28 protein-coding genes are annotated in these 24785 nt (G+C 34.9%); 16 read left to right on the top strand and 12 right to left on the bottom strand.

Going from position 1 to position 24785, the window contains the following annotated elements; all coding sequences use genetic code 11:
* Positions 1 to 6: 6 nt before the first annotated feature.
* Entirely contained in the window at positions 7 to 795 is a 789-nt protein-coding gene (locus tag BFU36_RS10925) for a KaiC domain-containing protein (protein WP_069284056.1), read from the bottom strand.
* Between the two features lie 523 nt (positions 796 to 1318).
* Positions 1319 to 2677 (bottom strand): RuvB-like helicase, encoded by a 1359-nt coding sequence (locus BFU36_RS10920; RefSeq protein WP_069284055.1) that lies wholly within the window; start codon positions 2675 to 2677, stop codon positions 1319 to 1321.
* Positions 2678 to 3106: 429 nt separating this feature from the next.
* On the opposite strand from BFU36_RS10920, the gene BFU36_RS10915 reads away from it, so the two are divergent.
* Together BFU36_RS10915 and BFU36_RS10910 are read left to right on the top strand one after the other, a co-directional pair.
* Positions 3107 to 3961, top strand: coding sequence for a carbohydrate kinase family protein (locus BFU36_RS10915; RefSeq protein WP_069284054.1), 855 nt, complete (start codon positions 3107 to 3109; stop codon positions 3959 to 3961).
* The gene (locus tag BFU36_RS10910) at positions 3958 to 5010 is read left to right on the top strand and encodes a DNA polymerase IV (RefSeq protein ID WP_069284053.1); all 1053 of its coding nucleotides are present in this window, start codon (positions 3958 to 3960) and stop codon (positions 5008 to 5010) included. Before BFU36_RS10915 ends, BFU36_RS10910 begins: the two co-directional genes overlap by 4 nt.
* A 257-nt stretch (positions 5011 to 5267) precedes the next feature.
* Here BFU36_RS10910 and BFU36_RS10905 read toward each other — a convergent pair whose 3' ends face one another.
* Positions 5268 to 6836, bottom strand: a complete 1569-nt coding sequence (locus BFU36_RS10905; protein WP_069284052.1) for an aldehyde dehydrogenase family protein — start codon at positions 6834 to 6836, stop codon at positions 5268 to 5270.
* A 362-nt stretch (positions 6837 to 7198) separates the two neighbouring features.
* Positions 7199 to 8218, bottom strand: a complete 1020-nt coding sequence (gene rtcA / locus BFU36_RS10900) for an RNA 3'-terminal phosphate cyclase (protein WP_069284051.1) — start codon at positions 8216 to 8218, stop codon at positions 7199 to 7201.
* 15 nt (positions 8219 to 8233) lie between these two features.
* Between rtcA and BFU36_RS10895 the strand changes: the two genes are divergently transcribed.
* The 3 genes from BFU36_RS10895 (at position 8234) to BFU36_RS10885 (ending at position 11040) form a co-directional block, all read left to right on the top strand.
* Positions 8234 to 8668, top strand: coding sequence for a hypothetical protein (locus BFU36_RS10895; RefSeq protein ID WP_069284050.1), 435 nt, complete (start codon positions 8234 to 8236; stop codon positions 8666 to 8668).
* 97 nt (positions 8669 to 8765) lie between these two features.
* Positions 8766 to 10043: a glutamine synthetase family protein gene (locus BFU36_RS10890; RefSeq protein ID WP_069284049.1), complete on the top strand. Its 1278-nt coding sequence runs from the start codon at positions 8766 to 8768 to the stop codon at positions 10041 to 10043.
* A 1-nt stretch (position 10044) separates the two neighbouring features.
* The gene (locus tag BFU36_RS10885) at positions 10045 to 11040 is read left to right on the top strand and encodes an alcohol dehydrogenase catalytic domain-containing protein (protein WP_069284048.1); all 996 of its coding nucleotides are present in this window, start codon (positions 10045 to 10047) and stop codon (positions 11038 to 11040) included.
* On the opposite strand, the gene BFU36_RS10880 is transcribed toward BFU36_RS10885, so the two are convergent.
* The 4 genes from BFU36_RS10880 to BFU36_RS10865 form a co-directional block, all read right to left on the bottom strand.
* Complete coding sequence (locus tag BFU36_RS10880) at positions 11037 to 11297, bottom strand: 50S ribosomal protein L13e (protein ID WP_069284047.1); 261 nt, start codon at positions 11295 to 11297, stop codon at positions 11037 to 11039. The two genes, BFU36_RS10885 and BFU36_RS10880, sit on opposite strands and share 4 nt — an antisense overlap.
* 794 nt (positions 11298 to 12091) lie before the next feature.
* The gene (locus BFU36_RS10875) at positions 12092 to 12322 is read right to left on the bottom strand and encodes a hypothetical protein (protein ID WP_069284046.1); all 231 of its coding nucleotides are present in this window, start codon (positions 12320 to 12322) and stop codon (positions 12092 to 12094) included.
* On the bottom strand, positions 12323 to 13102 hold the full coding sequence (taw21, locus tag BFU36_RS10870) for a tRNA 4-demethylwyosine(37)-methyltransferase Taw21 (RefSeq protein WP_069284045.1): 780 nt from the start codon (positions 13100 to 13102) through the stop codon (positions 12323 to 12325). It abuts the gene before it with no gap.
* Positions 13053 to 14204 (bottom strand): amidohydrolase, encoded by a 1152-nt coding sequence (locus BFU36_RS10865; RefSeq protein ID WP_069284044.1) that lies wholly within the window; start codon positions 14202 to 14204, stop codon positions 13053 to 13055. Before BFU36_RS10865 ends, taw21 begins: the two co-directional genes overlap by 50 nt.
* Positions 14205 to 14246: 42 nt before the next feature.
* Between BFU36_RS10865 and BFU36_RS10860 the strand changes: the two genes are divergently transcribed.
* The 7 genes from BFU36_RS10860 to cutC all read left to right on the top strand — a co-directional run bounded on the left by BFU36_RS10860 (position 14247) and on the right by cutC (position 18241).
* Positions 14247 to 15071 carry an SIS domain-containing protein gene (locus BFU36_RS10860; protein ID WP_069284043.1) on the top strand — a complete coding sequence of 275 codons (825 nt, stop codon included), beginning with the start codon at positions 14247 to 14249 and terminating at the stop codon, positions 15069 to 15071.
* 1 nt (position 15072) lies between these two features.
* Complete coding sequence (locus BFU36_RS10855; RefSeq protein ID WP_069284042.1) at positions 15073 to 15312, top strand: hypothetical protein; 240 nt, start codon at positions 15073 to 15075, stop codon at positions 15310 to 15312.
* Between the two features lie 12 nt (positions 15313 to 15324).
* Positions 15325 to 15912 carry a DUF1404 family protein gene (locus BFU36_RS10850; protein WP_069284041.1) on the top strand — a complete coding sequence of 196 codons (588 nt, stop codon included), beginning with the start codon at positions 15325 to 15327 and terminating at the stop codon, positions 15910 to 15912.
* Positions 15912 to 16637, top strand: coding sequence for a uroporphyrinogen-III C-methyltransferase (gene cobA / locus BFU36_RS10845; protein WP_069284040.1), 726 nt, complete (start codon positions 15912 to 15914; stop codon positions 16635 to 16637). Before BFU36_RS10850 ends, cobA begins: the two co-directional genes overlap by 1 nt.
* A gap of 6 nt (positions 16638 to 16643) precedes the next feature.
* The gene (locus BFU36_RS10840) at positions 16644 to 16784 is read left to right on the top strand and encodes a YHS domain-containing protein (protein WP_069284039.1); all 141 of its coding nucleotides are present in this window, start codon (positions 16644 to 16646) and stop codon (positions 16782 to 16784) included.
* A 108-nt stretch (positions 16785 to 16892) separates the two neighbouring features.
* Entirely contained in the window at positions 16893 to 17729 is an 837-nt protein-coding gene (gene cutB / locus BFU36_RS10835) for a glyceraldehyde dehydrogenase subunit beta (protein WP_069284038.1), read from the top strand.
* 5 nt (positions 17730 to 17734) lie between these two features.
* Complete coding sequence (gene cutC, locus BFU36_RS10830) at positions 17735 to 18241, top strand: glyceraldehyde dehydrogenase subunit gamma (RefSeq protein ID WP_069284735.1); 507 nt, start codon at positions 17735 to 17737, stop codon at positions 18239 to 18241.
* Here the strand turns inward: cutC and BFU36_RS10825 are convergent.
* Positions 18212 to 18781, bottom strand: a complete 570-nt coding sequence (locus BFU36_RS10825) for a nucleotidyltransferase family protein (protein ID WP_069284037.1) — start codon at positions 18779 to 18781, stop codon at positions 18212 to 18214. The genes cutC and BFU36_RS10825 overlap by 30 nt on opposite strands.
* Positions 18782 to 18809: 28 nt before the next feature.
* Between BFU36_RS10825 and BFU36_RS10820 the strand changes: the two genes are divergently transcribed.
* Positions 18810 to 19229 carry a CoxG family protein gene (locus BFU36_RS10820; protein ID WP_069284036.1) on the top strand — a complete coding sequence of 140 codons (420 nt, stop codon included), beginning with the start codon at positions 18810 to 18812 and terminating at the stop codon, positions 19227 to 19229.
* A 48-nt stretch (positions 19230 to 19277) separates the two neighbouring features.
* On the top strand, positions 19278 to 19643 hold the full coding sequence (locus tag BFU36_RS10815) for an SRPBCC domain-containing protein (protein WP_306416244.1): 366 nt from the start codon (positions 19278 to 19280) through the stop codon (positions 19641 to 19643).
* 235 nt (positions 19644 to 19878) lie between these two features.
* On the opposite strand, the gene BFU36_RS10810 is transcribed toward BFU36_RS10815, so the two are convergent.
* Entirely contained in the window at positions 19879 to 21447 is a 1569-nt protein-coding gene (locus BFU36_RS10810) for a GTPBP1 family GTP-binding protein (RefSeq protein ID WP_069284035.1), read from the bottom strand.
* A gap of 62 nt (positions 21448 to 21509) precedes the next feature.
* Between BFU36_RS10810 and BFU36_RS10805 the strand changes: the two genes are divergently transcribed.
* On the top strand, positions 21510 to 22028 hold the full coding sequence (locus BFU36_RS10805; protein ID WP_069284733.1) for a ZPR1 zinc finger domain-containing protein: 519 nt from the start codon (positions 21510 to 21512) through the stop codon (positions 22026 to 22028).
* Positions 22029 to 22034: 6 nt separating this feature from the next.
* Here BFU36_RS10805 and hsp20 read toward each other — a convergent pair whose 3' ends face one another.
* Both hsp20 and mce read right to left on the bottom strand, forming a co-directional pair.
* Positions 22035 to 22559 carry an archaeal heat shock protein Hsp20 gene (gene hsp20 / locus BFU36_RS10800; protein WP_069284034.1) on the bottom strand — a complete coding sequence of 175 codons (525 nt, stop codon included), beginning with the start codon at positions 22557 to 22559 and terminating at the stop codon, positions 22035 to 22037.
* A gap of 43 nt (positions 22560 to 22602) precedes the next feature.
* Positions 22603 to 23025, bottom strand: coding sequence for a methylmalonyl-CoA epimerase (gene mce / locus BFU36_RS10795; protein ID WP_069284033.1), 423 nt, complete (start codon positions 23023 to 23025; stop codon positions 22603 to 22605).
* An 81-nt stretch (positions 23026 to 23106) separates the two neighbouring features.
* Here mce and BFU36_RS10790 point away from each other — a divergent pair, with 81 nt between their 5' ends.
* Positions 23107 to 24768 (top strand): methylmalonyl-CoA mutase, encoded by a 1662-nt coding sequence (locus BFU36_RS10790; protein WP_069284032.1) that lies wholly within the window; start codon positions 23107 to 23109, stop codon positions 24766 to 24768.
* Positions 24769 to 24785: the final 17 nt, after the last annotated feature.

Here is a 24785-nt window from a genome sequence, read left to right as displayed (position 1 = left end):
ATTCAACTATTTTAGCTCCTCTTCCTCCTTCTTAGAACTTTCAATTATCTTATTTTTTACCTTTTCTGGTAGGGCGTAGTCTTCTCTCCTCTCCTCTAATTTTCCTTTCAATACGATCCCTTTACCATTGACTATATCTATTTCCCATACGTGCTTATCATGATCTGTCTGTCTCATTTTCTCAATTATTATATATCTATGAAGCTCTCCATTTTTTATAGCCCTCCTAAATCTTATTATGCCATCTGCTACATGCTCAACCCCAAACCCAAAAGCTTGTGAAGTAGTAATAGCGTATTGCGAAGTAGCGTATATCGTAAAATTCCACTTATTCAAAACCCTCTTGAGATAATAACTTATCTTCCTAGCCATCGCGGGTTTATCGAGAAACAATGCACTGACAGAATCTATTACTAACCTCGCTCTTCCGTAGCCTAATTTCTGCTTAGCCTCAATTATTTTATTCACCACCTCCTCTGGATTAAGACTGATAAGAGACCACTCATCCTCCTTTTCCCTCATTAACGCATCTATTATAATTAACTTCTTTTCTATATGTTCTTCGAAGTTCCACCCAAACTGCCTTGCTTGTCTTATAATTGACTCCCTACTCTCCTCGGTAGTAACATATATGCATGGATCACCCTCTTTCAACCCTTGCGCGGTGAAGTGTAAGGAAAATATTGTCTTTCCAGTTCCGGGTTCACCAGTTAATGCAACAAAGAAACCTTGGGGGATACCTCCTTGAATAAGTTTATCGAATGCCAGTATTCCAGTCGATATTCTACTTGTCACAAATTTAAATATTATAGACAAGGATAATAAAATAGCATGAAGTAAAGCGGATCTTCTGAGAAAGTGATGAAGGTCTTAAGTTACTGATTCTGACCTTCTACAAATTACATTTTAAATACGTTATGCAATGAAATATACTCATGCTCTATTTTAAAAATTAATAAATTACTATAGTGCTCTACCCTCCTCCCCACCTAAAGGGTTCCACTGAGGTCTAAAGCGTTACTCCCCTTTGTTACTCCGTTAGATGTTACTAAGAAAGACAACGACTTTTTCCAATCTACTAACGACCTTACTCCAATTTTCATAATATCATAAAGTTAGGATTCGCCAAACCTCTCTTGTATTACCGTTAATATGGGCAAGAACTCTAAAAGTATATCCCTTACATACGACTTTATGCCCTAATTGATTTTACCTAAATTTAAGTCCTCATGACGGCACTACATAAACAATACTATAAAAGGGAATTAATTTTTCAGCCCTTTAAGTTACATCACTGCCTCAGAGCCGTCACCATACATCATTTTAATAATAGATTCTCATACTCTTTTACAAACTTTACGCTTCTCTTCACATCAGAGAATAACTTAGAAGCTTCTCTAACATCGTCAACCTTTATAACATTTCTATTATTCCTTTGTGCTATTACTTGTGATGGTTCTAATAATTGAACAGCGTATCTCAAACTATTTTCTACACCTATTTTAGTTAACTCATCTAGAGCCTGGGGATCCAACTCAATCTCAAGTTCATCTGCTCTTATCTTAATTATTTCTTTTATTTCTTCAGCATTGTATTGTCTAGTCGGGATTATTAAAAGTCTATCAAGTAAATCTAATGGTATGCCGTGCGGTGACTCTACATCAGTTCCCCTTATTTTAGTTATCCCTCTATTAGTAGCTAAGATTATTATAGGAGCTAATTCTGACTCTAACGCTCTAGTGAGAAAGGAAAAGGCTTCCAAATCTAACATATGAGCATCATCGATGAACAATACACCTACTACCAATTCAGCTCTTCCTTGGTTTATCCATTCTTTAACTAGCCTATCCACTTCCTTTCTAACATCCTCGCTTACCTCCCTTTCTGTGAATAATGAGAATATTGCTGTTACCGCTAAGTTTCTAGCTGCTAAATTTAGGTCTAAATCATTCAAGGTAAGTGTTGTAGTTATCTCCTTCTCTTTCCTCACTGGACCAGAAGGCATTTCAATAACTCTTGAGGTCTCTATATCGTAAGTCTTTATACCTTCAAATCCTTTTGCTTTACCTTGTACTATCACTTGTCCAGTCTGAGCGTCTATCATTATTACATCGCCTTTCTTTACTCCTAAAGAGACTAATTGTTGAGCTATCTCTTCTCCCACAGTCAACGTTCTTTCATCATCTTTGGTAGCTAATGTTATTTGGGCTTCAACAGGGACTTGAGAATAGGGATTTAACCTACTTCTAGCAACCTTAACTTTTCTGTCCTTTAAAACACCTTCGTAAACCAGCCTCTTCTCCCTTATTCTAACGCCTATAGACTTTCTTATTAGTTGTGTTAGTATTTCTGTCTTCTTTAATTCCGTAGAGTATATTTCCGATGCGTTGATAGCTGTAAAAGGAGTATCTTCCCCTAATTCTCTGGCAATGGCTACTGCTATTGCTGTTTTACCAGTTCCGGGTGGACCGACGAATAATATTCCTTTACCTGCCATCTTTCCTTGCTTTATTAATTGAACTACAACCCCAGCTGCTTCTCTAGCCTCAGCCTGCCCGACTAAACCATCAGCTATGAACTTAGCTTTCCCATTCTCATCTAAACCCAATCCCTTTATGTGACTGTGAATACTTGCCTTCTCCCTTACCGGCTTTCTAATCTCTTTTATCTCAGCCATACTATATATAATTATTTAGGAATGCTTTTGAAATTAACCATAAATGCCATACTACTATGTACAATATTAGCATAATCTAACATTTAAGTCACTTAAATCGTAGAACTCACTTGCCATACTTTTATAATACTTTGAAGATTCTACTTTTTTTGATGCCTTTTTTCGTCATAAGAATGTTAAAGCGATTTTAAGTGATATCTCTTAAACTGAAGAGGAAATAGGTATCTCCTTTTTACGTTAAATATATTATAATTGTTAATCTGAAATTATATTATTATTCCTAATAATTGGAATATTTTTCATATTTTGCCATTATCACTCGAAAGACTAACTTTTATTACTAGAAAGTTAGAGAGTAATTTGTGATGAAGACCTTTGGGACTGAAGAAAGTGATGTTGTGGCGGCTGTCTGAAGAGGTGGTCATATAGATGATTCACTTAGCTGTAGGTAGGTTTAACATCGATGTAATAGTAAGACTAGATACGATACCACCTATAGATTCTAATCACGTGACGGACGTATTGGAAATATTGCCAGGCGGGGCTGCAACGAATTACGCAGTAGCTGTTACAAAATTTGGACATTCTGCTAAGTTATTAGCAAAAGTGGGAAAGAATGAAGTTGTGAAAAGCCTAATGGAGAAAGTTATAGAAATGGGGGTAGGCTTAGAATATGTTGAGGAAGTAAATGAAAAACCTAGCGTAACATTGATTTTTCTAAGAAATGATGGAAGTTTATCTATGGTTAGAAGGTTAGGAGCCTCTATACTATTAACTAGGGAAGACGTTAAGAAACACTTTGGACTATTTGACGTAATTCACTTTGCCTCAGTCTCTCCCAACATAGTAACTAGAGATCCATATGCTAAGCTAATATCTTATGATCCTGGACCTTATTCTAAAGATATCAACGTAATAGACGTAGATATTCTATACTTAAATGAAAAAGAATTCGAAAACGTGAAAGACAAGAATATCAGAGCTAAATATATTGTAGTTAAGATGGGTAAGAAAGGGGCTAGAGTAATAACGCAAGATAATGAGGAGTGCGTTGTAGAGTCATTAGAAGTGGAGAAAGTAGTCGATACTACCGGAGCAGGGGATACTTTTGACGCAGCGTTTAACATCTCGATCTTAGAGGATAGAAACGTAGAGAGAGCTTTACAGCTAGCTACAGTAGCATCTGGTTTAAAGATAATGAAAATAGGAGGAATATCTTCGCCCACATTAGAAGAAGTAAGGGAATATTTAAGAAAGAAAAAGCCGAAAGTTATATGTAAATGATTATACTCTTCGTGGACTTCGATTACTTTTATGCTCAAGTTGAGGAAGTATTAAATCCCTCAATAAAGGGAAAACCAGTAGTAGTATGTGTTTTTTCTGGCAGAAGTGAGACTAGTGGCGCCGTAGCTACTGCAAACTACGAGGCGAGAAAATATGGAGTAAAGGCTGGAATGCCAATAATTAAAGCTAAAGAGATTTTACCAAATGCGATTTATTTACCAATGAGAAAGGAATTGTATCAGCAAGTCTCAAATAGGATTATGAATATTTTAAGAAGCTATTCAAGTAAAATTGAGGTAGCCAGTATAGATGAAGCTTACTTAGATATAACTGATATGGTAAAAGATTATGAGGAAGCATATAAATTAGGTTTAGAAATAAAGGGAAGAATTCTGAAACAGGAAAAAATAACTGTTACAGTAGGAATATCCAAAAATAAAGTTTTTGCGAAAATAGCAGCTGATATGTCGAAACCAAACGGCATCAAGGTTATCAATGATGAAGAAGTAAAAAGATTAATCAAAGAACTAGATATAGATGAATATCCTGGGATAGGTAGAGTAACTGCGGAGAGATTAAAAGCTTTAGGTATTAGAAAATTGATTGATATATTGAATTTTGATTTCGAGATTATTAAGAAGCAAGTGGGGGAAGCAAAGGCTACCTATTTATTTTCTATAGCGAGAGATGAATATTCTGAGCCAATTAAGGAAAAAGTTATCAAAAGCGTGGGAAAGATGGTCACTCTAAAAAGAAATACTAGGGACATAGAGGAAATAAAACCATTTTTGTATAGAACAGTTGATGAAGCCTATCTCAGATTAAACGGAATGATGCCTAAGACCCTTCACCTAGTTGCGGTAATGGAGGACTTAGAGATAATCACCAGGGAGAAAACATTCCCTTATGGAGTAAGTAAGGAAAGAGCCTATAAAGAGTCACTAAAGTTGCTTGAAAAACTCTTAGAGGACGATGATAGAAGAATAAGGAGAATTGGAGTTAGGTTAAGTAAGTTCATAAAATCAGCTACCCTGGATGAATTCTTTTGATTTTAATGAAATTACGAGCTATTTTCCAATTAACTAGTAAGTAAACTACGTTAAATAACAATTTTACTATAAATTAAAATATTATGAGTTCGTCTTAGAGAAATTTACTAAGATAGAATAAGACAGCGATTTTTAAAAAGGTATTACTTAAGATAAAATGGTTCATTAATCTTCAAGAATTTTTAAAATATAATAGGAATTGTTGTCATGTAGCAAAGCTACTACTATACGTAAAAAACTGCCTTACTAAGAATCATTTAAACGTATTCAGTTATAGCTTGCTCCCTTAAGAAGGAGAGTAGATAATAGGGACCTCCAGCATTCTTGCCAGTCCAACCAGAATGTTTCCATCCGCCAAAGGGTTGTACGCCCGGCATAGCACCTGTTGTTGACCCGGCAATTCTATTAGCGTAAACTACACCAGCTTGTATATGACTAAAGAAGAACTCAATTTCTTTCTTATCTTCTGAGAAAATACCAGCTGTTAATCCATAATCTACATTATTTGCCAGTCTTATCGCCTCCTCCAGCGACTTTACCTTGCCTATTAAAACTATTGGCACAAATAATTCAGTGTACCATAACCAATGATTATATGGTACCTCTACAACAACAGTCGGCTCTACAAAATATCCTCTTTGATCATCTTTGACATTCCCGCCTACTAGGATCTTTCCATTGCTTTTCCTTACTTCTTCAATATATTTTCTATACTTTTCAATCGCTTGTCTATTGATTAAGGGTCCTAAGAATGTTCTTCTATCCCTAGGATCACCAATTACAATAGACTTCACCTTATCTACGAACGCTTTTACGAAGTTATCGTAGATTGGCTCTTCTACAAATATCCTAGATGTAGCACTACACTTTTGTCCTCCAAAGCCAAATGCTCCTCTTAGTGTACCCTCTACTGACTTATTGAGATCAGCCTTTTTAGTAATAATAGTAGCATTCTTACCGCCTAATTCTAGTACAGCTGGTCTTGGATTTTTACTAATAAAGTCCTTTAATAACCTATGCCCTACTTCTCTAGATCCAGTGAAGGCGAAACCAGCAATACCTAGGTTCTCTATTATTTCTTTTCCAAATAATTCTCCCGATGTAGTAACATAATTAACAGTATTTTTTGGGAAACCAGCCCTCCTCATTATCTCGACCAACTTAAATCCAGATAGTGGAGTATCTGAAGACGGTTTTATAATAGCGGTATTACCGGTAATCACGGCGCTAATAGTCATTGTAGTAGTTATTGCCAACGGAAAGTTAAATGGTGAAATAATTGCCCATACTCCATAAGGTTTCATTACGCTATATGCAATCTCATTCTTGTATATCCTAGACTCCATTGGTCTTACATAACCTTTATTCTCCTCTAAAAGATACGCGTAATACATAAAGTAATCTATTGCCTCGTCCACTTCAGCAACGCTTTCAAACCTATTTTTCCCATTTTCATAAGTGATTATTGCAGCTAACTCAAACTTTTGTCTTTTCATCAATTCAGCAGCCTTGTAACTTAATTCTACCCTTTCATGCCAATCAACATATTGCCATTCTTCAAACGCTTTCTTAGCCACTTCTACTGAATCCTTAATTTCATTAACACCAGCTTTCTGGAATTTGCCTACTAATATTGATGTATCAAAAGGGGATCTGACCTCAAACTTGTCATTCACCTTTACTTCTTTCTCCCCTATAAGAAGTGGGTATTCCTTACCTAATTCTTCCTTAACTCTATCTAATGCTCTTTCGAATTCTCTATGAAATTCGTCTTCTTTACCCTCTTCAACATATCGCTGATACGTTTTTTCATTAACAAATACCATAACACTTTATTGTATAATCGAATAAATAAAAGTTTCTCGTGCAACAATTTAAAACAATTGAATCAAAAATATTACTAATCACTCATATTTTTAACATTTAACTCCTTATGTAGTGCCGTAATGAGGATTTAAATTAAGATAGACAACTTTAGTAATGAATGCAAGTTATTGATATTTTTATAACAATATAACAGCACTATCAGTATCTGTTAATTCTGAACACATATGTGGACAATCGACCATCTAAGGCTTTTTGATTACTGCCTTGTCTTCATTAAGGTTAGTAAGCCTAGTTTTTCCAAATGACAAAATATAAGTGCTTTTTAACATATTAATGATTTGATGTTATCTCTTTGAGATGATCATATGGGTTTACATTCAAAATAGAACGGGCTCTTTCCTTTGATCTCAACTTTAACTTCTAAAAACTTTCTTATTACTTCTATATTAGTTAAGGCATGGCTGGTTAATTCAGCACCTACGAATTCTCCCCTAAAAAGGCAAGCATAGATCATCAACATGTCACTCATATACCTATCCACAGCTGAGCTGGTTTTAAAATCGTTAAGCAAAGTATTAGATGCTTCCTCTCCAACTGTTTCTGCTCTTTTTCCTCTCTCCCCTAATGAGTCTGCTCCAATTACACTATTTTCTCCGATCAAAGCTAAGGTAATCCCGCTGCCCTTACTCCTTTCACCTTGACGCACATCGAGGCTAATATCTATGGGAACGTTAGGTAATGCTTTAGTTAAGATACTCTTAGCTGAATTCATCTGTCTCTCCGCTATATGAGATGGCAATGAAGAGACGTGTGAAATACCTTCAACCTTCTCTACCTTTCCTAGTTTAGTTAATGAAAAATCATGAGGATTACCTTTAACTTCACTTAATATGACTTCTCCACCACCTTCTGGATAATGGCCTCTTCTAATTAAGTCCAAACTAAAGTTTATCCCTATTTTCTCCAATACTCTTTTATAAACTAGTCTAATGTAATCGATTGTAGGTGATTTAGGTACATCGGTACCACCTAGCACTCTTAATTTAATATTCTTATTAACTATTGCAGGTATCGCAGTCTGTAATAACAGCGTTATGCTTCCAGCTGTTTTAATGTCGATAGTTATATTTCCGCCTCCCTTTAATTCTCTAGGTGAGAATACTAATTCTTTGGATCCTACCTCGTCACCCTTAGTTTCAGCATTAGATATTATTTTCATTAGCCTTACAGCCCACAAATGCTGATGCTGTAAACCGGGGTTAGGTCTATTAGCTCTAATGTTAAAAATTCTAAATGGTTTACCAGTTATGACTGAGAGAGACAAGGAAGTCCTTAGTATTTGTCCACCTCCCTCACCAAATGATCCATTAATTTCAATCATTAGGTGATGTAATAAATGAAGATTAAAATAAAGTCAATCGTTAAACCTATAGGCGAAGAAGAACTTTCTATAATACCACTAGCCGAAAATGGCGTGTTTGTAGAATGCCTAAATTTTTATGAGGATATAGAGGGAGGAAGACAGGCTAGGCTAGTAGTTGTCTTAGATAAATATGGTGATATAAAGTTTGACCAAATAAATTACATAAAAGGTAAAAAAACATACATAGATGCTGAGGGTGTAGATGAAGACTTTAATTCAATTAAGAAGATCATAAAATTGGATAGAATAGCTAGGATGTACAGAGTTCCATTATATTTTGATATACAAATTGTTGACAATCCAGATATGAATAGTAGAGGGATCAAAGGCTTGATAAATTATTTAGCTGTACATAAGGAAATCAATATTACTAGTTTAAGAAATGTGGTAAGGTTAGAAGTTATTTAAGGTTTAATTTGTTTAGCATTTTTAGTAGTTATCAGAATGGAGAGACTAGGCTCTATAAGTTTTATTAAATAATACTTCTAATCCTTTATGAACAAAAGTGTACAAGGAGAATGTACTCGACGTATTAAAATCTGGTAAGATAGATTATGTCAGAGTTGAGATTGTTGACCTCTTAGGAAATACTAGAGGTAGATCTTTAAGAAGAGCAGAATTTGAAGATATGATAAATAGTAATAGAGGAGTAAATTACCCTGAATCTCTTGTACTAATGGATTACATGGATAGACCAATCAAAAGCAAATACGAAGACGTCACTGCGATACCAGACCTTAACACGTTTATTATAGTACCTTATTTAGAGAGGACTGGTAGGGTCTTATCGTTTATTACAAATCCAGATAATTCTCAATACGCATTTTGTAGCAGAACAATCCTTAGTAGGGCTATAACCAAATTGGAAGAGATTGGGTATTCATTAGAAATCTCTTTTGAACCAACATTTTACTTGCTTGACAAAGATTTTAACCCTGCAGATTATGCTAAGGCATTCTCGTTGGAAGGTTTGCTAGAACAACAAGATTTTCTAAAAGCCCTTATAAAGTATTTGGAGGAGGCTGATATAAAAGTAGAGACCATAAACAAACACTATGGTCCGGGACAATATGAGATAAAACTGTCACAGAAGTCTTTAATGGAGGCGGCTGATGCTCTTATAGCAAGCAGAGAAATTATTAGAGATACGGCTAGGTTCTATAATTTATTAGTTACATTCATGCCTAAGCCATTCAAAGAATACCCTAGCAGTAGTATGGATATAAAGATTAGCATAAAATCAAAGGATGGAAATGATCTTATGTACGATTCTAACGATCCAAGGGGAATAGGCCTAAGTAAGGTGGCTTATAATTTCTTTGCTGGAATATTAGAACATCTAGCTTCTATATTGGCATTTGCTGCACCTACGGTTAATTCGTATAAGAGATTTAAGGAACTTGTGACTCCAAACATTATGGGCATAGGAACGGAGAGACATTATATTGTAAGAATACCTAACTCTTATAGGGATTCACATTACATTGAATTTAGATTGGCTGATCCTCTATCTAATCCTTATTTATTATTAGCCTCTATGATTTATGCCGGAATTGATGGAATCGAGAGAAATCTAACTCCTAACTTGAATGAGTATTACGGAAATTTGCCACAAACACTTAAAGAGTCCTTACAGAAGCTCGATAGTGATAACTATATGAAATATAATTTAGGGCAGGAATTAATAAATACATATATTAATTTAAAGAACATTGAAATTGAGGAATACGAGTCACAGATAACTAAGTGGGAGAGGGAGTATTATCTAAAAGCCGGATGGTAAAATGAAAGCAGCTTTGTTTAAAGAATACGGAATTCCATTAAATATAGAAAACGTAGCGGAGCCTAAAGATGGAATAATACTGCGAGTTTTAGGAACTGGATTATGTCATGGGGATGTTCACCTAATCTTTGGAGATTGGAAGTACGATATTAAAATTAACACTCCTAGAATTTTAGGACATGAAATAATCGGGGAAGTGGTAAGTGGAAATACAAAATCTCTTGAAAGAGGTGATATGGTACTAGTATATAATGCAGTAGGTTGCATGAATTGTAAATATTGTAAAATTGGACATTACCAATATTGTGAAAATGTAAACATAATAGGACTTCACTTAGATGGGGGATATGCTGAATATGTTAAAGTGCCTAGTGAGAGGAATCTATTAAAAGTTGAAGGAAATCCTATTGAGCTAGCTCCTTTAGCTGACGCAGGAATAACGGCTTATAACTCAGTAAAGGGGATAAGTGAAGACGATAATGTATTACTTGTTGGAACGAGCTACGTATCACTTTTAGCGTTACAAATCTTGAAAAATAGGAGAACAAAGGTTGCAGTAGTTGGAAGAAATTTAAGCAAACTGAGTAAATTTAAAGAGATAGGAGCTGATGAGATAATTCCTTTGAAATCCAATTCTGTCGGACAAGCTGTGGGTGAGATTTCCTCTTTATATAAGTTTGACTACATAATAGATTACGTAGGAAACAATACTACACTCACCGATTTGCCATGGTTGTTAAGGAACGAGGGAGAATTAAGGATAGTTGGCGAATTTGGAGGGGTTCTAAATATTCCGGAACAACTCCTAGTTTTAAGGGGGATTAAAGTGAAAGGAATATTATATGGAACTTATGATGATTTATTAGGAGTATATGAGTTATATAGCAAAAAAGTAATCAAAACTTTTCCAATACCTTATTCATTAAATGAAATAAATCAAGCTATTAACGATGTAGCTAATGGAAAAATTTTTGGCAGAGCTATAATAATTCCCTAGGTTTTATTGTCCTTTTGTTGCGTCTTATTTTCTATAAATTTCTTGAGCATTTGAATATTTTCTTCATGTACGGACTTTCTCCTAATATCCACATAGATACCCAATTTTCTAGCTTTCTCAATAGTTAATCCCGCTTTAACTATTTCACCTACACTAAAGCCTTTTCCTACCCTATATACCTTCCTATCATTTTTATACTCGAAAGTAAAGTTAGGCCTTTTTATTTTTGGGGTGGGAACTTCAGCCCTTTCAGTCATATATATTGCTAAGCCTAAAACTTCTTATAAAGTTATAATTCGTTTTTAAACAATAGTCGATTGCATAAGCTGAATACGCATATAAAAATTGTTAAAACTGGTCCCCTTCTTGCCTTAGGTGACTAACCTTTCCTCATTTTCTAAATCTTATCTATAGTTTTAGCTCATTTATTCGTTACAAAGTGAGGAAAGCCTCACAAGGTGAGGATGAAAAGTATATAAACCCCTTATCTCTTCACCTGCGAGTAGGGGAGTTAAAAAGGGTAGGTTAGAAATCATGACTACTATTAACCTTATGATTTTCCTTACCTTCCCCTACTCAACCTTGTTGAAAGACATGAGAGAGGTTTAGTCTTCACCCTAAACCGGCACAAGACTGTTATAGGGATGCAATAGCAATACACAAGGGTTAGTTGAAGAACCCTAAACGCAGTAGGTATCCTAGAATACGTAAAGCATCAGTTTGGTTAACTCCTAATATCTTATAAAAGATATAGAAAAGGTCGCTTATAGGTATTTGCGTTACTATGAGAATGATAGGGATGTAATTGCTATCATGAATCTTCATGATTTTCTGAGCCTCTCAACATATGAGAGATGTAAGCACGAATCGATGAGGGAAAAGGGGAGGAAGTCAAGTAAAGTCTCTTAGTTGCTAAAATAGTTGTTCCTCCCATACCCGCTATTCTACTACTAACTGTAACTATGTTTTTTATTATTTATTTTAGTTTTAATCGGAACTTTTAAATTTTATAATTATCAAATCAACGATGAAAAACTCATAATTTATATCACTAAAGAAGCTTGTATATTATTGATCCAGCGAATATGACAGCATTTCTATATTCTGTAAAAATTCCGCTTCTAACTAGCTTATCATCGTGGTATAAGTTAACTATATAAAAGTACATATTTTTCTTGCTATTTTTTCTCCTATGGAATTTTAAGACATACCTACCTAGTATTAATGTCTTCTTTTGTGAAGCATAATAACCTAAAGACATAATTTCTATTTCATCTACCATTTAATTCACCTTTATATCCAATGCCACATGGTACTTGTGAGGATTAACACTCCTTACAATTCGGGCGAAATATGCTCCATACTTCTCTTTAGCAATTCCTACTGGATCTTCTCCTTTACTTACTTCCACTTCTGCGTACAAGTGAATTATTCCACCTTTTCTTATCTTTTCTAAAGCTACTTGATAAGCCTTGTCAGCTAACTCTGGAAGAGGGATAATGATTCTGTCAGCTTCCTCTAGATCATTTATTCTTTTAAAAGCATCTCCATAAATTGGAATAACCGCGTAAGTTTTGTTTAGTTCGATATTTGCCATCATATAATAATAAGCATAAGGATTTATATCTATAGAGTATACAATTCTAGGTTTTCCAAGACTTGCAGATAGGATTGAAAAAGGTCCAAAGCCCGAGAACATATTTATTATTACCTCCCCCTCTTTCACTTGCCTAGCCACTCTCAAGTGTTCAAATGAGAGCTTGGCTGAAAAGAAGACCTTTGTGAAGTCTAAGTAATATTTACATCCATGTTCTTTGTAGATAGTTTCACTTCTCTTCTCCCCTGCTATATGAGCATAAGACGAAAGTCTATATGTACCAGAGACATCTCTATACCTACCCCAAACCGATTTTATATAAGGAAATTTTTTAAGAATTTCTTCAGCAAATTCTATTAGTTCCATTGGTTTCTTTCCAAAAGGTATTCCTATTACTGCAATATCACCTATGATCTCAATTCTTTTCCAAACTTCTTGGTTCTTTTCCCCTTCTTCTGTTTTCAATTTCAGTTAACCTCTCCTCAGCTTTTTTAATATCTTTAATTCCCACATTTAACGGAACTCCTCCATCTAATATGGCTTCTCCATTAACTAGTATAGTCTCTGGATAATCTAGGTTAAACATCATTGTTTCGTAAGGTGCTTCTAGATCAAGAGGAAAAGACGGGGGTTCTCTGATCTCATATATTACTAAATCAGCAACTTTATCATTCTCTATCGAGCCTCTATCATTATACTTCAATTGGCTGTAACCCCAGACAGTAATAGCACTAAGGGCTTCCTCAGGTGTTAACAAAAGCCTAGTTAAACTTACCGAAACTTCGTGCTTTATATTAAAGGATGGTGTTAGATCTAATGATATTGAAGGCTTATACTGAGATAATGGGAACTGGGATACTTCATAAGATGGGGTAAAAGATAATGAAAATCCATTCTTCTTTATTAATTCTAGATCGCTTCTAGCCCCTCCTCCTAATCCTATTACGTTTACAGCATTATCAATATTTTCCAAATTCACAAACCTTTCCACTAAAACTGGTATGTTGTACTGTTTTGATATCTCAAATACCTCCTTTGCATTGTCTTTACTACATAATCTAAATATAACCCTATTTTCTTCCCTACTCGACCATCTATTATAAAGTGATGTAAACTCCTTCTCCCAATTCTCTTTAGAATCTGGACAATTTACTCCGACAGCTAGTATTGGTTTGAGTCCTACTTCACTTATTGCTCTAGCTATCATGTCTAGATTTGGACCAGAAGTTACAATAGTTGTGACGCCAGATTTTAAAAGATGATATGCACCAACTAACGAAAAATAGTAAATGTCATTAGGGGATAAGACACTAAGCAATTCAAAAGCATTAAGTTTACCAGAAAATATTCTATATCTAAACGGGTATAAATACACAAAGGAGTGTGTAGTGATGAAACCGGGCAAAACAACCCTATTTTCTCCTCCTATAATATATTCTGCATACTCATATTCCTCAGGTTCTTCTTTAGATATTACTTTAATTCTTCCCTCCTCAATCCCTATATAAACGTTTTTAAGCGGTCTCGGTGAACCTAATGATAGAGTAGCCTTTACTAGAACTTTCATCCTAAAGCACTAATATATGTCTATCTTAATTAAAGTTATTTAATGTACGTGGAATTAATCCAAAAGGAACTGGAACAAGATTTCGTCGTAAATACTGATTTAAAGTTAGAAAGGGCTTACGTCGCAGGTGCAGGAGACTCTTATGCAGTAGCTTTAACGATTGAGGGAAAGACAAGGGGAAAGTTTAAGGCATTAGATCCTTATGAAGGGTTAGAGTATGAAGAATTAGAACGTCCTTTAGTTATAGTCTCTGTATCCGGTAAGCCAAAAAGTAATATTCAACTTGCCTCTAAATTTAAAGGTAAAACTAAAATTTTTGTAATTACCGCAAATGAAGAATCTGAACTTTCAAGGTTTGCTGACTACCTTATTTTAATACCTTACAAATCTAAAATACAATTACCCGGCACATTGTCCTTTTTAATGAGTTTAAGTGCAATATATTCTTTAGCAGGAGAAAAAATTGATAGCGAGGAAGATAATAACGTAATAAGTTTATCTAATAATCCATTCTTCGTAGGACATGGAGAGAACTTCGGTATTGCATATTACGCTACGTTGAAATTCTCTGAAATCTTCGGATATAGTGCTAACAGCGAAAAATTAGAACAATTTTGCCACTCACCTATATTTATGACTAGCAATAGACAAATAATATTACTTAGAAGAGGCATAGAGAGAGAAGAAGAACTCATTAGTAAAATTGACTACACTAGCATAGCATCTACAAAATGTAATGGAGCTTTTTGTAACGCTAAAGTATTAATAAAGTCAATATTAGAAAAAATGAGGAAGGAGAATTGGGACAGGATTTACTTCATAGATAACAAAAAAATATTAAACATTAGCTCACAAATGATATATTGATATGGATGAACTGGATTTAACTAAAGCTGATACAAGATGTGGGGCTGACTCGCCGTCAATTAGACTACTGAGGTTTTGGTTAGAGGTAGGCGGAAATAAAGAAGTTAAAGTGATAGCATTAAGAGGTGTTCAAGAAGATCAAGTGGATATGTGGATAACGGCTATGAACGAGAAAGGAGTAAGATTAGTTAATAAAGCTAGTGAAAAAGATAAGGTAGTATATACAATATTCCTCCCCTAGTAGGGAGTTTTTATGAATTTTTTAAACATATCAAAGTATTTAGGTTTTTCAATATTAATAGGGTCAGCGGTAGCATATATATTGCTAGATCCTATTGATAGATTGCTTTCATATCAAGGTCCAATCATATCCGGAGGACTATTAGGTTGGTATGTTTTAATGTCAAATACTCCTCAAGATAAGTTTGTAGAAGTGGATAAGGAGAAAGTATCTATAGTTTCCTTACTACTTCGAAAGAGAGTGCCATTATTCATCACTATTGCACTAGCGTTAATCATTCCATGGCTACTCCCTCAAATATATATTATATCTACTAAATTAGAGTGGCTATTCGCATGTTCGTTCATCTCAGAATTCGTAGGAGGATTCCTCGTCGGTTATAGTATAAACTCCTTAACTTTTACGGAGAAGATCATATTATATAGTTTAGGATTTGCAGGAGACACTCTCTTTTTACTAATACTATACGTTGCATCTAACCTATTTGCTATACCACCACAAAATATACTTAACTCAATCATATTACTAGTTTATGCAATTAAGTTTCCTGAAGGTGCGGCATTTGCGATTTATATATTCAAAAAAGTAAATGTCATTTAATGAAAGGGAAGGTTTATATTGTAGGTGCTGGTCCGGGTGATCCTGAGTTAATTACCCTTAAAGGTCTTAGACTACTACAGATGGCAGACGTTATTCTTTACGACAGGCTTATTTCTAAAGAGCTATTAAATTACTCTAAAAGAGAGGCAGAAAAATTGTATGTTGGGAAAAGTATTGGGGATTACGTTATTCAAGATGAGATAAATCAGACGTTAGTGAAAAAAGCATTAGAGGGCAAGATAGTCGTAAGACTAAAAGGAGGAGATCCTTACGTCTTTGGCAGAGGAGAGGAGGAATGTATCTATGTCATATCAAAAGGAATAGAATGCGAGATAGTGCCCGGAATAACTAGTGCGATAGCTGTGCCCGCTTATGCAGGTATTCCAGTAACTAGCAGATTGTACTCAAGCGGGTTTACAGTAATTTCTGGAACTAGAGCTGAAGATGAACTAATAGATTCTAGTTATATTCCAAAAAAGGGTACCTTAGTTATTTTAATGGGTATACGAAAAATAGACGAATTAGCGAAAATGCTTATTAAAATCAGAGATGAGAACGAACCATTTGCGATAATAGAAAACGGTACTACTCCTAATCAGAGAGTGTTATTAGGGAAGCTTAAAGATTTAGAGAATATTGCAAAACAAGATGAAGTTAGGTCTCCAGCCGTGATAGTAATAGGAGAAGTTGTTAAATTAAGGGAATACTTATGGAAATTTAAGTGATCAAATATGAAGTGTACTGTGTGTGGAGAAGAGATTAGAGGAAAAGCCTATACTTACACTTATAAGGGTAATACTTACTATTTCGACAATCCAATGTGTATGGCAGAGTTTAAGAAGAGACCAGAAAAATATATTGCAAAAAAATAATTTTATATGCTCTATGATTTTTAATTATACTAGAGAAGTTTGAGATTTTAGTTTGCGTTTTAAAGATTCATGAGCTAAGTATATAAGTGACTAAATAATATTATCCATGTGTACCCGCCAAAGATTGGATATGTAATACCGGATAACGTGAAAGAAGCCATTGAGTTCCTTGAAACTCATGAGAACTCTAGACCATTAGCTGGAGGACATAGCTTAATACCAATGTTGAAGCTAAGGATATTAAGACCATCATACTTAGTTGAAATAAGGAGACTTCCAGAATTGCATTACATAAAAAGTGAAGGAAACGCAATAAAAATAGGCGCTACAATGACTCATTATGATATTATGAAGGCTAATATACCATTGCTAAGCGAAACAGCGTCAAAAATAGCTGATCCACAAGTCAGAAATATGGGTACTATAGGAGGAAGTATATCCCACTTAGACCCAACTGCGGACTATCCAGCTGCATTAATTGCGTTAGATGCTAAAGTAAAAATAGCTAATAGTAAAGGTGGGAGAGAGGAGAAATTCTCTTCCTTTGCAAAAGATATGTATACGCCTGATTTAAATCAAGGAGAATTAGTCACAGAGATTGAAATACCTAACCTAAAGGAATATAAATATTCGTATCAGAAGTTAGAGAGAAGGGCAGGAGATTTCGCTATTGTAGGAGTAGCAGTATTGCTAAAAGTTAATGGCGATATGATTGAGGATGCTAGGATAGGGTTAACTGCTGTAAACAATGTACCCGTTAGAGCTGCTGAAAGTGAGAAAATTTTGATGTCAGGTAAAATATCTGAGAAATTAATAGAGGACGCTTCAAATGCGGCAATTAAATACGCTAATCCAACCTCTGACATAAGAGGATCAGCTGAATATAAAAAGAAAATGGTTAAAGTTATGACTAAGAGAGCTATATTATCTGCATTAAATAGGTGAAGAAAATGAAGGTATTTGAAAAAGATCAAAAAGTAAAAATCCATCTAAAAATAAATGGTCAAGAGTATGAAACAGAGACCGAGCCCAGGAGATTATTAGTTCACGTTTTAAGAGAACTAGGCTTTACTGGAGTGCACATTGGATGTGACACAAGTAATTGTGGTGCCTGTACGGTAATACTAAATGGAAGAAGTGTCAAATCATGCACGTTATTAGCAGTTGAAGCTGATGGAGCTGAGATATTAACTATAGAGGGCTTGTCCAAGGATGGTAAGCTTCACCCTATTCAAGAAGCTTTCTGGGAAAAGCATGGATTACAATGTGGTTATTGTACTCCGGGTATGATAATGGAAGCTTATTGGTTATTGAAGCAGAATCCAAATCCAACTGAGGAAGAGATAAGAGAGGGAATTTCTGGAAACTTATGTAGATGCACTGGTTATCAAAACATCGTTGAAGCAATAAAATTAGCATCACAAAAACTAAGGATGGAAATCCCTAAAGCTCATTAGATCCTCTTTTTTATCAATATCTATTAGAATACCTTTTCCACATTCTGCAAGGCATATCTCTCTTTCACTTAATTTTTCCAATATGATTCTAGCCCCTACATCTCCACTTAACTTATTTAGTTCTGGAAACAATTCCTTGGAAATTAACACAGGATTTCCTCTCTTACCTTTATGAACTGGGATAACGACTTTACAGCCTGGTTTAAACGAATTTAAGATTTTCATTACATCCTCCCTCGTAACGTAAGGCATATCAGCTAACGCAAAAAGAACTCCATCATAATCGTTAAACATTTTTACACCTAACTTAATTGAACTACTAATTCCTTCCATCCAGTTCGGATTATAAATTACGACTTGGTCTAACAATATTGATATAAGATCTTGAACATACTTTCCAACTACAATTACTTTCTCTAATTTATCATATATACTGATAGTCTTCAAAATAATTGGGACTCCATCTATCTTTGCTAATAATTTATTTCCACCAAACCTTTTCCCTTCTCCTGCAGCTAAAATAACAACCCCTATATTCATAAATACTACTTTATTCTAAAACTTAAATATGAAATATGAGGGTTCAGTCGACATAAATGCGTCAAAAGATCAAATAATAAAACTATTAGATAACCCAGATCAAGTCTCCCAATGTTTTCCTGGAGTGAAAAGTTTTTCAAAAAAGGATGACGGATATGAATTAGTAGGAGTAACTGGTATTGGATTCATAAAAGGAGAGTATAAAGCTAATGTAAAATTTGAAAAAATAGACGATTCCAAGAGGAGGATATTGGCAAAAGGTTCTGGAATGAATAGTAACGTAGATATAGATGCTCTTGTTGAGGTATTAGATGGAAAACTTAACTACTCTGCTGACGTAAGGGTGTCTGGAGTATTAGCGTCAGTAGGGGCTAGACTAATGGGAAGTGCTGTTGAAAAGATCATAAGTGACTTGTTCTCTTGCATAAAAGAAAAGGTGCTAAAGTAATGCAAATAGAAGGAGAGGTGAAATTAAATAATTTAGAGAAGGCTAAAGATTTTTTTTTCTAATCAACAGAATCTAATCCAATGTATACCTAATGTAGAAGAGATAAACGGAAATTACTTTAAGGCTAGGGTAAAATTTTCCTTTTTAACTGTTCAATTGAATGGAATGATAAAAAAACATGAGGTAAACGAAAATAAAGTTAATACGATAATTTCAATTGAAGGTCCAGGAATAGCTGCAACAATATCTACCATCCTTTTGCTCGAGCAGAATAAGATTAATTGGAAGGCAGATTACAGTGTTGAAGGTCCTTTGGCAAACAGTTTGAAAAAGTATATAGATACAGAAGCCGAAAAAATATCAAGGCAAATAATTGAATGTAGCATATCTAAAATAAATAATATTCAATCATAAATTTGCTTTTACTTCAAACAAGTTTATCATATTTGATGTAATATCGCGTAATAATATACTTGGAAATTGTGAAACTGACCTCCTCCCAGCAAAAAAGGACGAGGTTTGTCTTTCTTTTATCAGATTATACCTTAATTTCAATGCACCTTTACATTAAAGAAGGCTAAGTTGACCGTTAAATAATTATTTAATACAATGATAATATGATACATATTCCAAAAATTCTCTCTGCTTTTTATAACGGCTCTAAAACCATGCCTACTCCTCTAGTTCTACCTTCTCTGAATACGAATATCTGACCTCTTTCTAAATACTCCGGTCTATATAAAAAGGAGAGTATTACCTCACTAGTATCACCAGTTCTCAAAACTTTATTTTGTATTTTTTCAAATCTGGCTGCTTGACGTATAGTGTAAGAGTGAAGAGTAGCTACGTAACCTTCTCTTATGGTAGTTGGGTGATGAAGAATGAATATCTTAGCCTTAAATCTCCTTATAACTTTAGGGCTTCCTTTTAACATAACCATTCCTTTCCTAAGGCTTTCCTTATCAATACCTTGGATTGCAAATGTAGCTATATTACCCCTAGACACGGAATCAACGAAAATCCTGTTAACTTGAATGCTCTTTACTCTTACTTCTTTAAATTCACCAGCCTTGTTTGGCCCTATCATCAATGACTCATTAATGTTAACCTTACCTCTTACCACAGACCCTAAAACTACTGTACCGACTCCAGTTACATTATATACCTCATCAATATACACTAATGGCGGCTCTATGTCTCTAGACGCTTCAGACTCTGGTGGAAGTAAGTGAAGGAATTTAATAAGTAGATCTAAACCTTTGCCAGTAACATTTGATACCTTAAATATTGGTACAACTCGTTTCGATTTAATTGCCAATATAGCATTTATCACATCATCTTCGTCCTCAACCTCTAAGGCTAACCTATTAATTCCAGGAATTTTAAGAATATTCTTTATATCTGTAATGATGGATTTTATCTTCTCTTCTGGGTATTTGTCAATTTTAGTTATCAATACAAATATAGGAAATTTTAAAACGGACGCTATTGCTAAGTGTTCTTTACCCATAATACTTAAGCCATCATCTGCACCAACTACGATCATTACATAATTAATTTCATAACCTAAAAGTCCCTTCAGAGTAGTTCTTAAATACCTTTCATGACCACCTAAATCAACTAACCTTATTACCTTACTACTGCTCATAGTCACTTCAGCTTCGTCCAGAGGATCTTTTAGCTGCCAATTCACTATTTTTCCATTATCGTCGAATCCAATTAGTCTCAACGTAATGGATGACGTCCTTCCAGATAATACTTCATGGAGATGCCTAGCAATAGTACTCCTTAAACCACCATTACCATCATCTAATTTGCCCAATACTAAAGCTCCAGTTACGGTACTTTTTCCAGCATTCACATGCCCCATAACAGCTACGTTCACCTCAACTGGGAGTTTTTCCTTAAATCGTCTGACTAATAATTCTACAACATACCTCCCTTTCCTTACTTCAGCTTCTCTTCTATAAACTATCTTAGCGTTTATTAGGTTAGCTATCTTACCCAAGGTTGAAATGCTGGTCTCAACTTCCTCCCTACTTAAACCTATTATCTCACCTTCATTCGTGACTCCTAATACATAAAATGCCTCCCCGTTTCCTTCCTCTAACCTATATTTCATCTGAGAAGCTAACTCTTGGAGACGATCTGGCGTAACATCATGGAGAATAAGTTTATATTCTACTTTTCCTTCATCACTTTCGCGGGGTAATTTCATTACACCACTTAACAAGTAATAAATTTGAGAACTACTAAATAAGTTTGATAGGTGAAATAAAAGTGAGTCAAGAGCCTAAATTATTATTTGAGGAAACTTTAACGTGCCCGGTATGTAAGAAGAACACTCTCCATGCTAGGGATTACTTATATGAGGTTCCAATTGCTGGCATGTTAATATTATCTAACTGGGTATGTGAAAATTGTGGATATAGGTTTAGGGACGTTAAACCGTATGAGACCAACAAGCCTAAACTAATAAAGTATAAGGTAGAGAATAAAGACGACTTAAAGACCATAGTATATAGATCACCATTTGGAAAAATAATCATACCAGAGCTAGAACTAGAAATTGAACCAGCTAGTGCGTCTCAAGGATATATCACAACAGTTGAAGGAATATTGGAAATAGTACTTGATCAAATAGAATCTTATTGTGATGATAACTGCATGAATATGATAAATAATGCAATGGATGGAAAAATTAGTTTCACCTTAATGATAGAGGACGAATCTGGATTAAGTTTTATCAAATCTGATAAAGCTAAGATAGAAGAGCTCGTAATAAAATATAGTCATTAAGGAGAATTATTCAATTTTAATATCAACACCCGATTCTGATACGGAAGGAGATTTCTTTTGTAAAGTTATCTCTAGTACACCGTTCTTATAATTAGCCTTAGCAGATTTCTCATCTACCTCGGCGGGCAAGTCGATCTCCTTATAATAATTCTTATCCTCCGACTTAGCAGTTATTACAAGTTTCTTTCCATTATTTGTCAATTTGACTTTAATATCATCCTTGTTTACACCTGGAACCTCAGCTATCACTTTAATCTCCTTATCTCTTTCTATAACGTCAGCTAGAGGCTCTATTTCTTCTGAGATCATTGGCTTACCTCTAATCTTCCTCACATTACCAAATTCCTCTACTTTAGGTACTCCGTCTGGTCCTACTGTTACTCTAAATCCATACACATAAGGACCAAATTGCTTTACTTCACCGCTCTTAATATTCCTCATGAACTCTCTTTCTATTCTCTCAAACTCCTCTTCCATCTCCCTAATCCATTCATCCATTATATCAAATATATCTCTCTCTTTCTTAGGCATTAGATATCACCATTATTATATATTCCCTTTTTAACTTAAAAATTCACTCTTGTGGCTGAACTAATTCTAATAAAATTCCCATCGCACTTTTAGGATGAACGAATGCTACTAAATGACCTCTTGCACCTTTCCTCGGTTTAGTATCAATTAATTGCAAACCCTTACCTGATAACTCTTCTAAAGACTTTTGTATATCACTAACTTTTATCGCGATATGATGTAATCCTTGCCCTCTATTTTTCAAAAACTTAGCAACTGTGTTATTTATATCATAATGATTTATTGGCTCCATAAGTTCAATAGCAGTCTCCCCGTTTTGCCCAGTTAAGAACGCTACCTTTATTCCTCTATCTTCTAAAACTTCAAAGTGGACTAACTTCATTCCCAGAACCTCTTGATAAAATTTTATTGCTTGATCAATATTCTCAACAGCTACACCTATGTGATCTATGTTTTCTGCATTCATTGTAATACTTCAATACTATTTAGCTTATAAATTTGATTTAAAAGTAAAAGTTATATAGCGTTTAAACAGATTTAAACTTATATGGACATAGAGGATAAGATTAAGGAGTGGGAAGAGAAAGTTTATAAAGAATGGATAAAGAAAAGAGCTGAAAGAAAAAAGGAATTCACTACATTTTCTGGGATAAAAGTGAATCCTCTTTACACGCCATTAGATGTAAGGGGAGAGTATTTAGAAAAAATAGGATTACCGGGGCAATTCCCCTTCACCAGAGGAATCTACCCTAATATGTATAGGGGTAGAATTTGGACGATAAGGCAATATGCTGGCTTTGGTTCTGCGGAAGAAACTAATTCTAGATTCAGAAGACTATTAGATGCTGGTCAAACTGGCTTAAGTATGGCTTTTGACTTACCAACACAATTAGGTTTAGATCCAGACCATGAATTAGCCTTTGCTGAGGTTGGAGTAGTAGGAGTTTCAATGTTTCACTGGAAAGAAATGGATCTAGTAATGTCACAAATACCGTTAAATAAAGTAACAGTATCTATGACAATCAATGCTACTGCAATGGAACTACTATCAATGTTAATAGCGACTGCTGAATCGAGAGGAATTGATAAGAGTGCATTAGACGGGACAGTTCAGAATGACATTCTCAAGGAATATATAGCTAGAAAGAATTTCATATATCCTCCGGAACCTTCTATGAAATATGCAGTTGATATTATAGAATATTCAGCAAAATATTTACCAAAATGGCATCCAATAAGTATCAGCGGATATCACATCAGAGAAGCTGGGGCTGATGCAGCACTTGAAGTAGCATTTACTTTAGCAGATGGAATAGAGTACGTTAGAAGAACGTTAGAGAGAGGCATTTCAGTAGATGAGTTTGCCCCCCATTTATCATTTTTCTTCGCTGCTTACACGGACATCTTCGAAGAGGTAGCTAAGTTTAGAGCAGCTAGAAGAATGTGGGCTAAGATAATGAAAGACTGGTTTAAAGCTAAAAATCCAGAATCTTTGATGTTAAGATTTCACACACAGACAGGGGGGGCTGAATTAACTGCACAACAACCCGAAATTAACATCATCAGAACTACTTTGCAAGCGTTGGCTGCGGTTCTAGGAGGGACTCAAAGTTTACACGTCAACTCTTACGATGAGGCATTAGCTTTACCAACCGAGAAGTCAGCTAAGATAGCTATTAGAGTACAACAGATAATAGCATATGAGAGCGGTGCAACGAGCACAGTAGACCCATTAGGAGGGTCATATTATGTTGAGTGGCTTACTGACGAAATAGAGGAAAGGGCATGGAAGATCATAGATCAAGTCGAAAAGATGGGCGGGATGATTAAGGCTATTGAGTATGGCTTTCCTCAATCTCAAATAGCTGAAAGCGCATATAGGATTCAGAAGAGGATAGAGGAGGGAGACTTAATTAAAGTAGGAGTTAATATGTTCTATGAACCAGATTGGGTAGGCACCACTGAAATATTTAGAGTTAACCCAGAGATTAGGGAAAAGGTACTTACTAGGTTAAAGAAATACAGAAATGAGAGAGATACTCAAAGGGTAAAAGATTCACTTAACAAATTAGTAAAGGTAGCTGAAAGGAATAGTGAAAACTTGTTCCCGTATGTGTTAGATTGTATAAAGGTTGGCGCGACAATAGGAGAAATCAGTGGGGCATTAAGAGAAGTTTGGGGAGAGTATAAAGAGCCATCCATTTTCTGACTTGTTAATGAAATATT

The sequence above is a fragment of the Sulfolobus sp. A20 genome (assembly GCF_001719125.1).
Lineage (GTDB): Archaea > Thermoproteota > Thermoprotei_A > Sulfolobales > Sulfolobaceae > Saccharolobus.
Note: the sequence above shows the minus strand (reverse complement) of the source record. Positions and strands in the feature narration are given on the sequence as shown.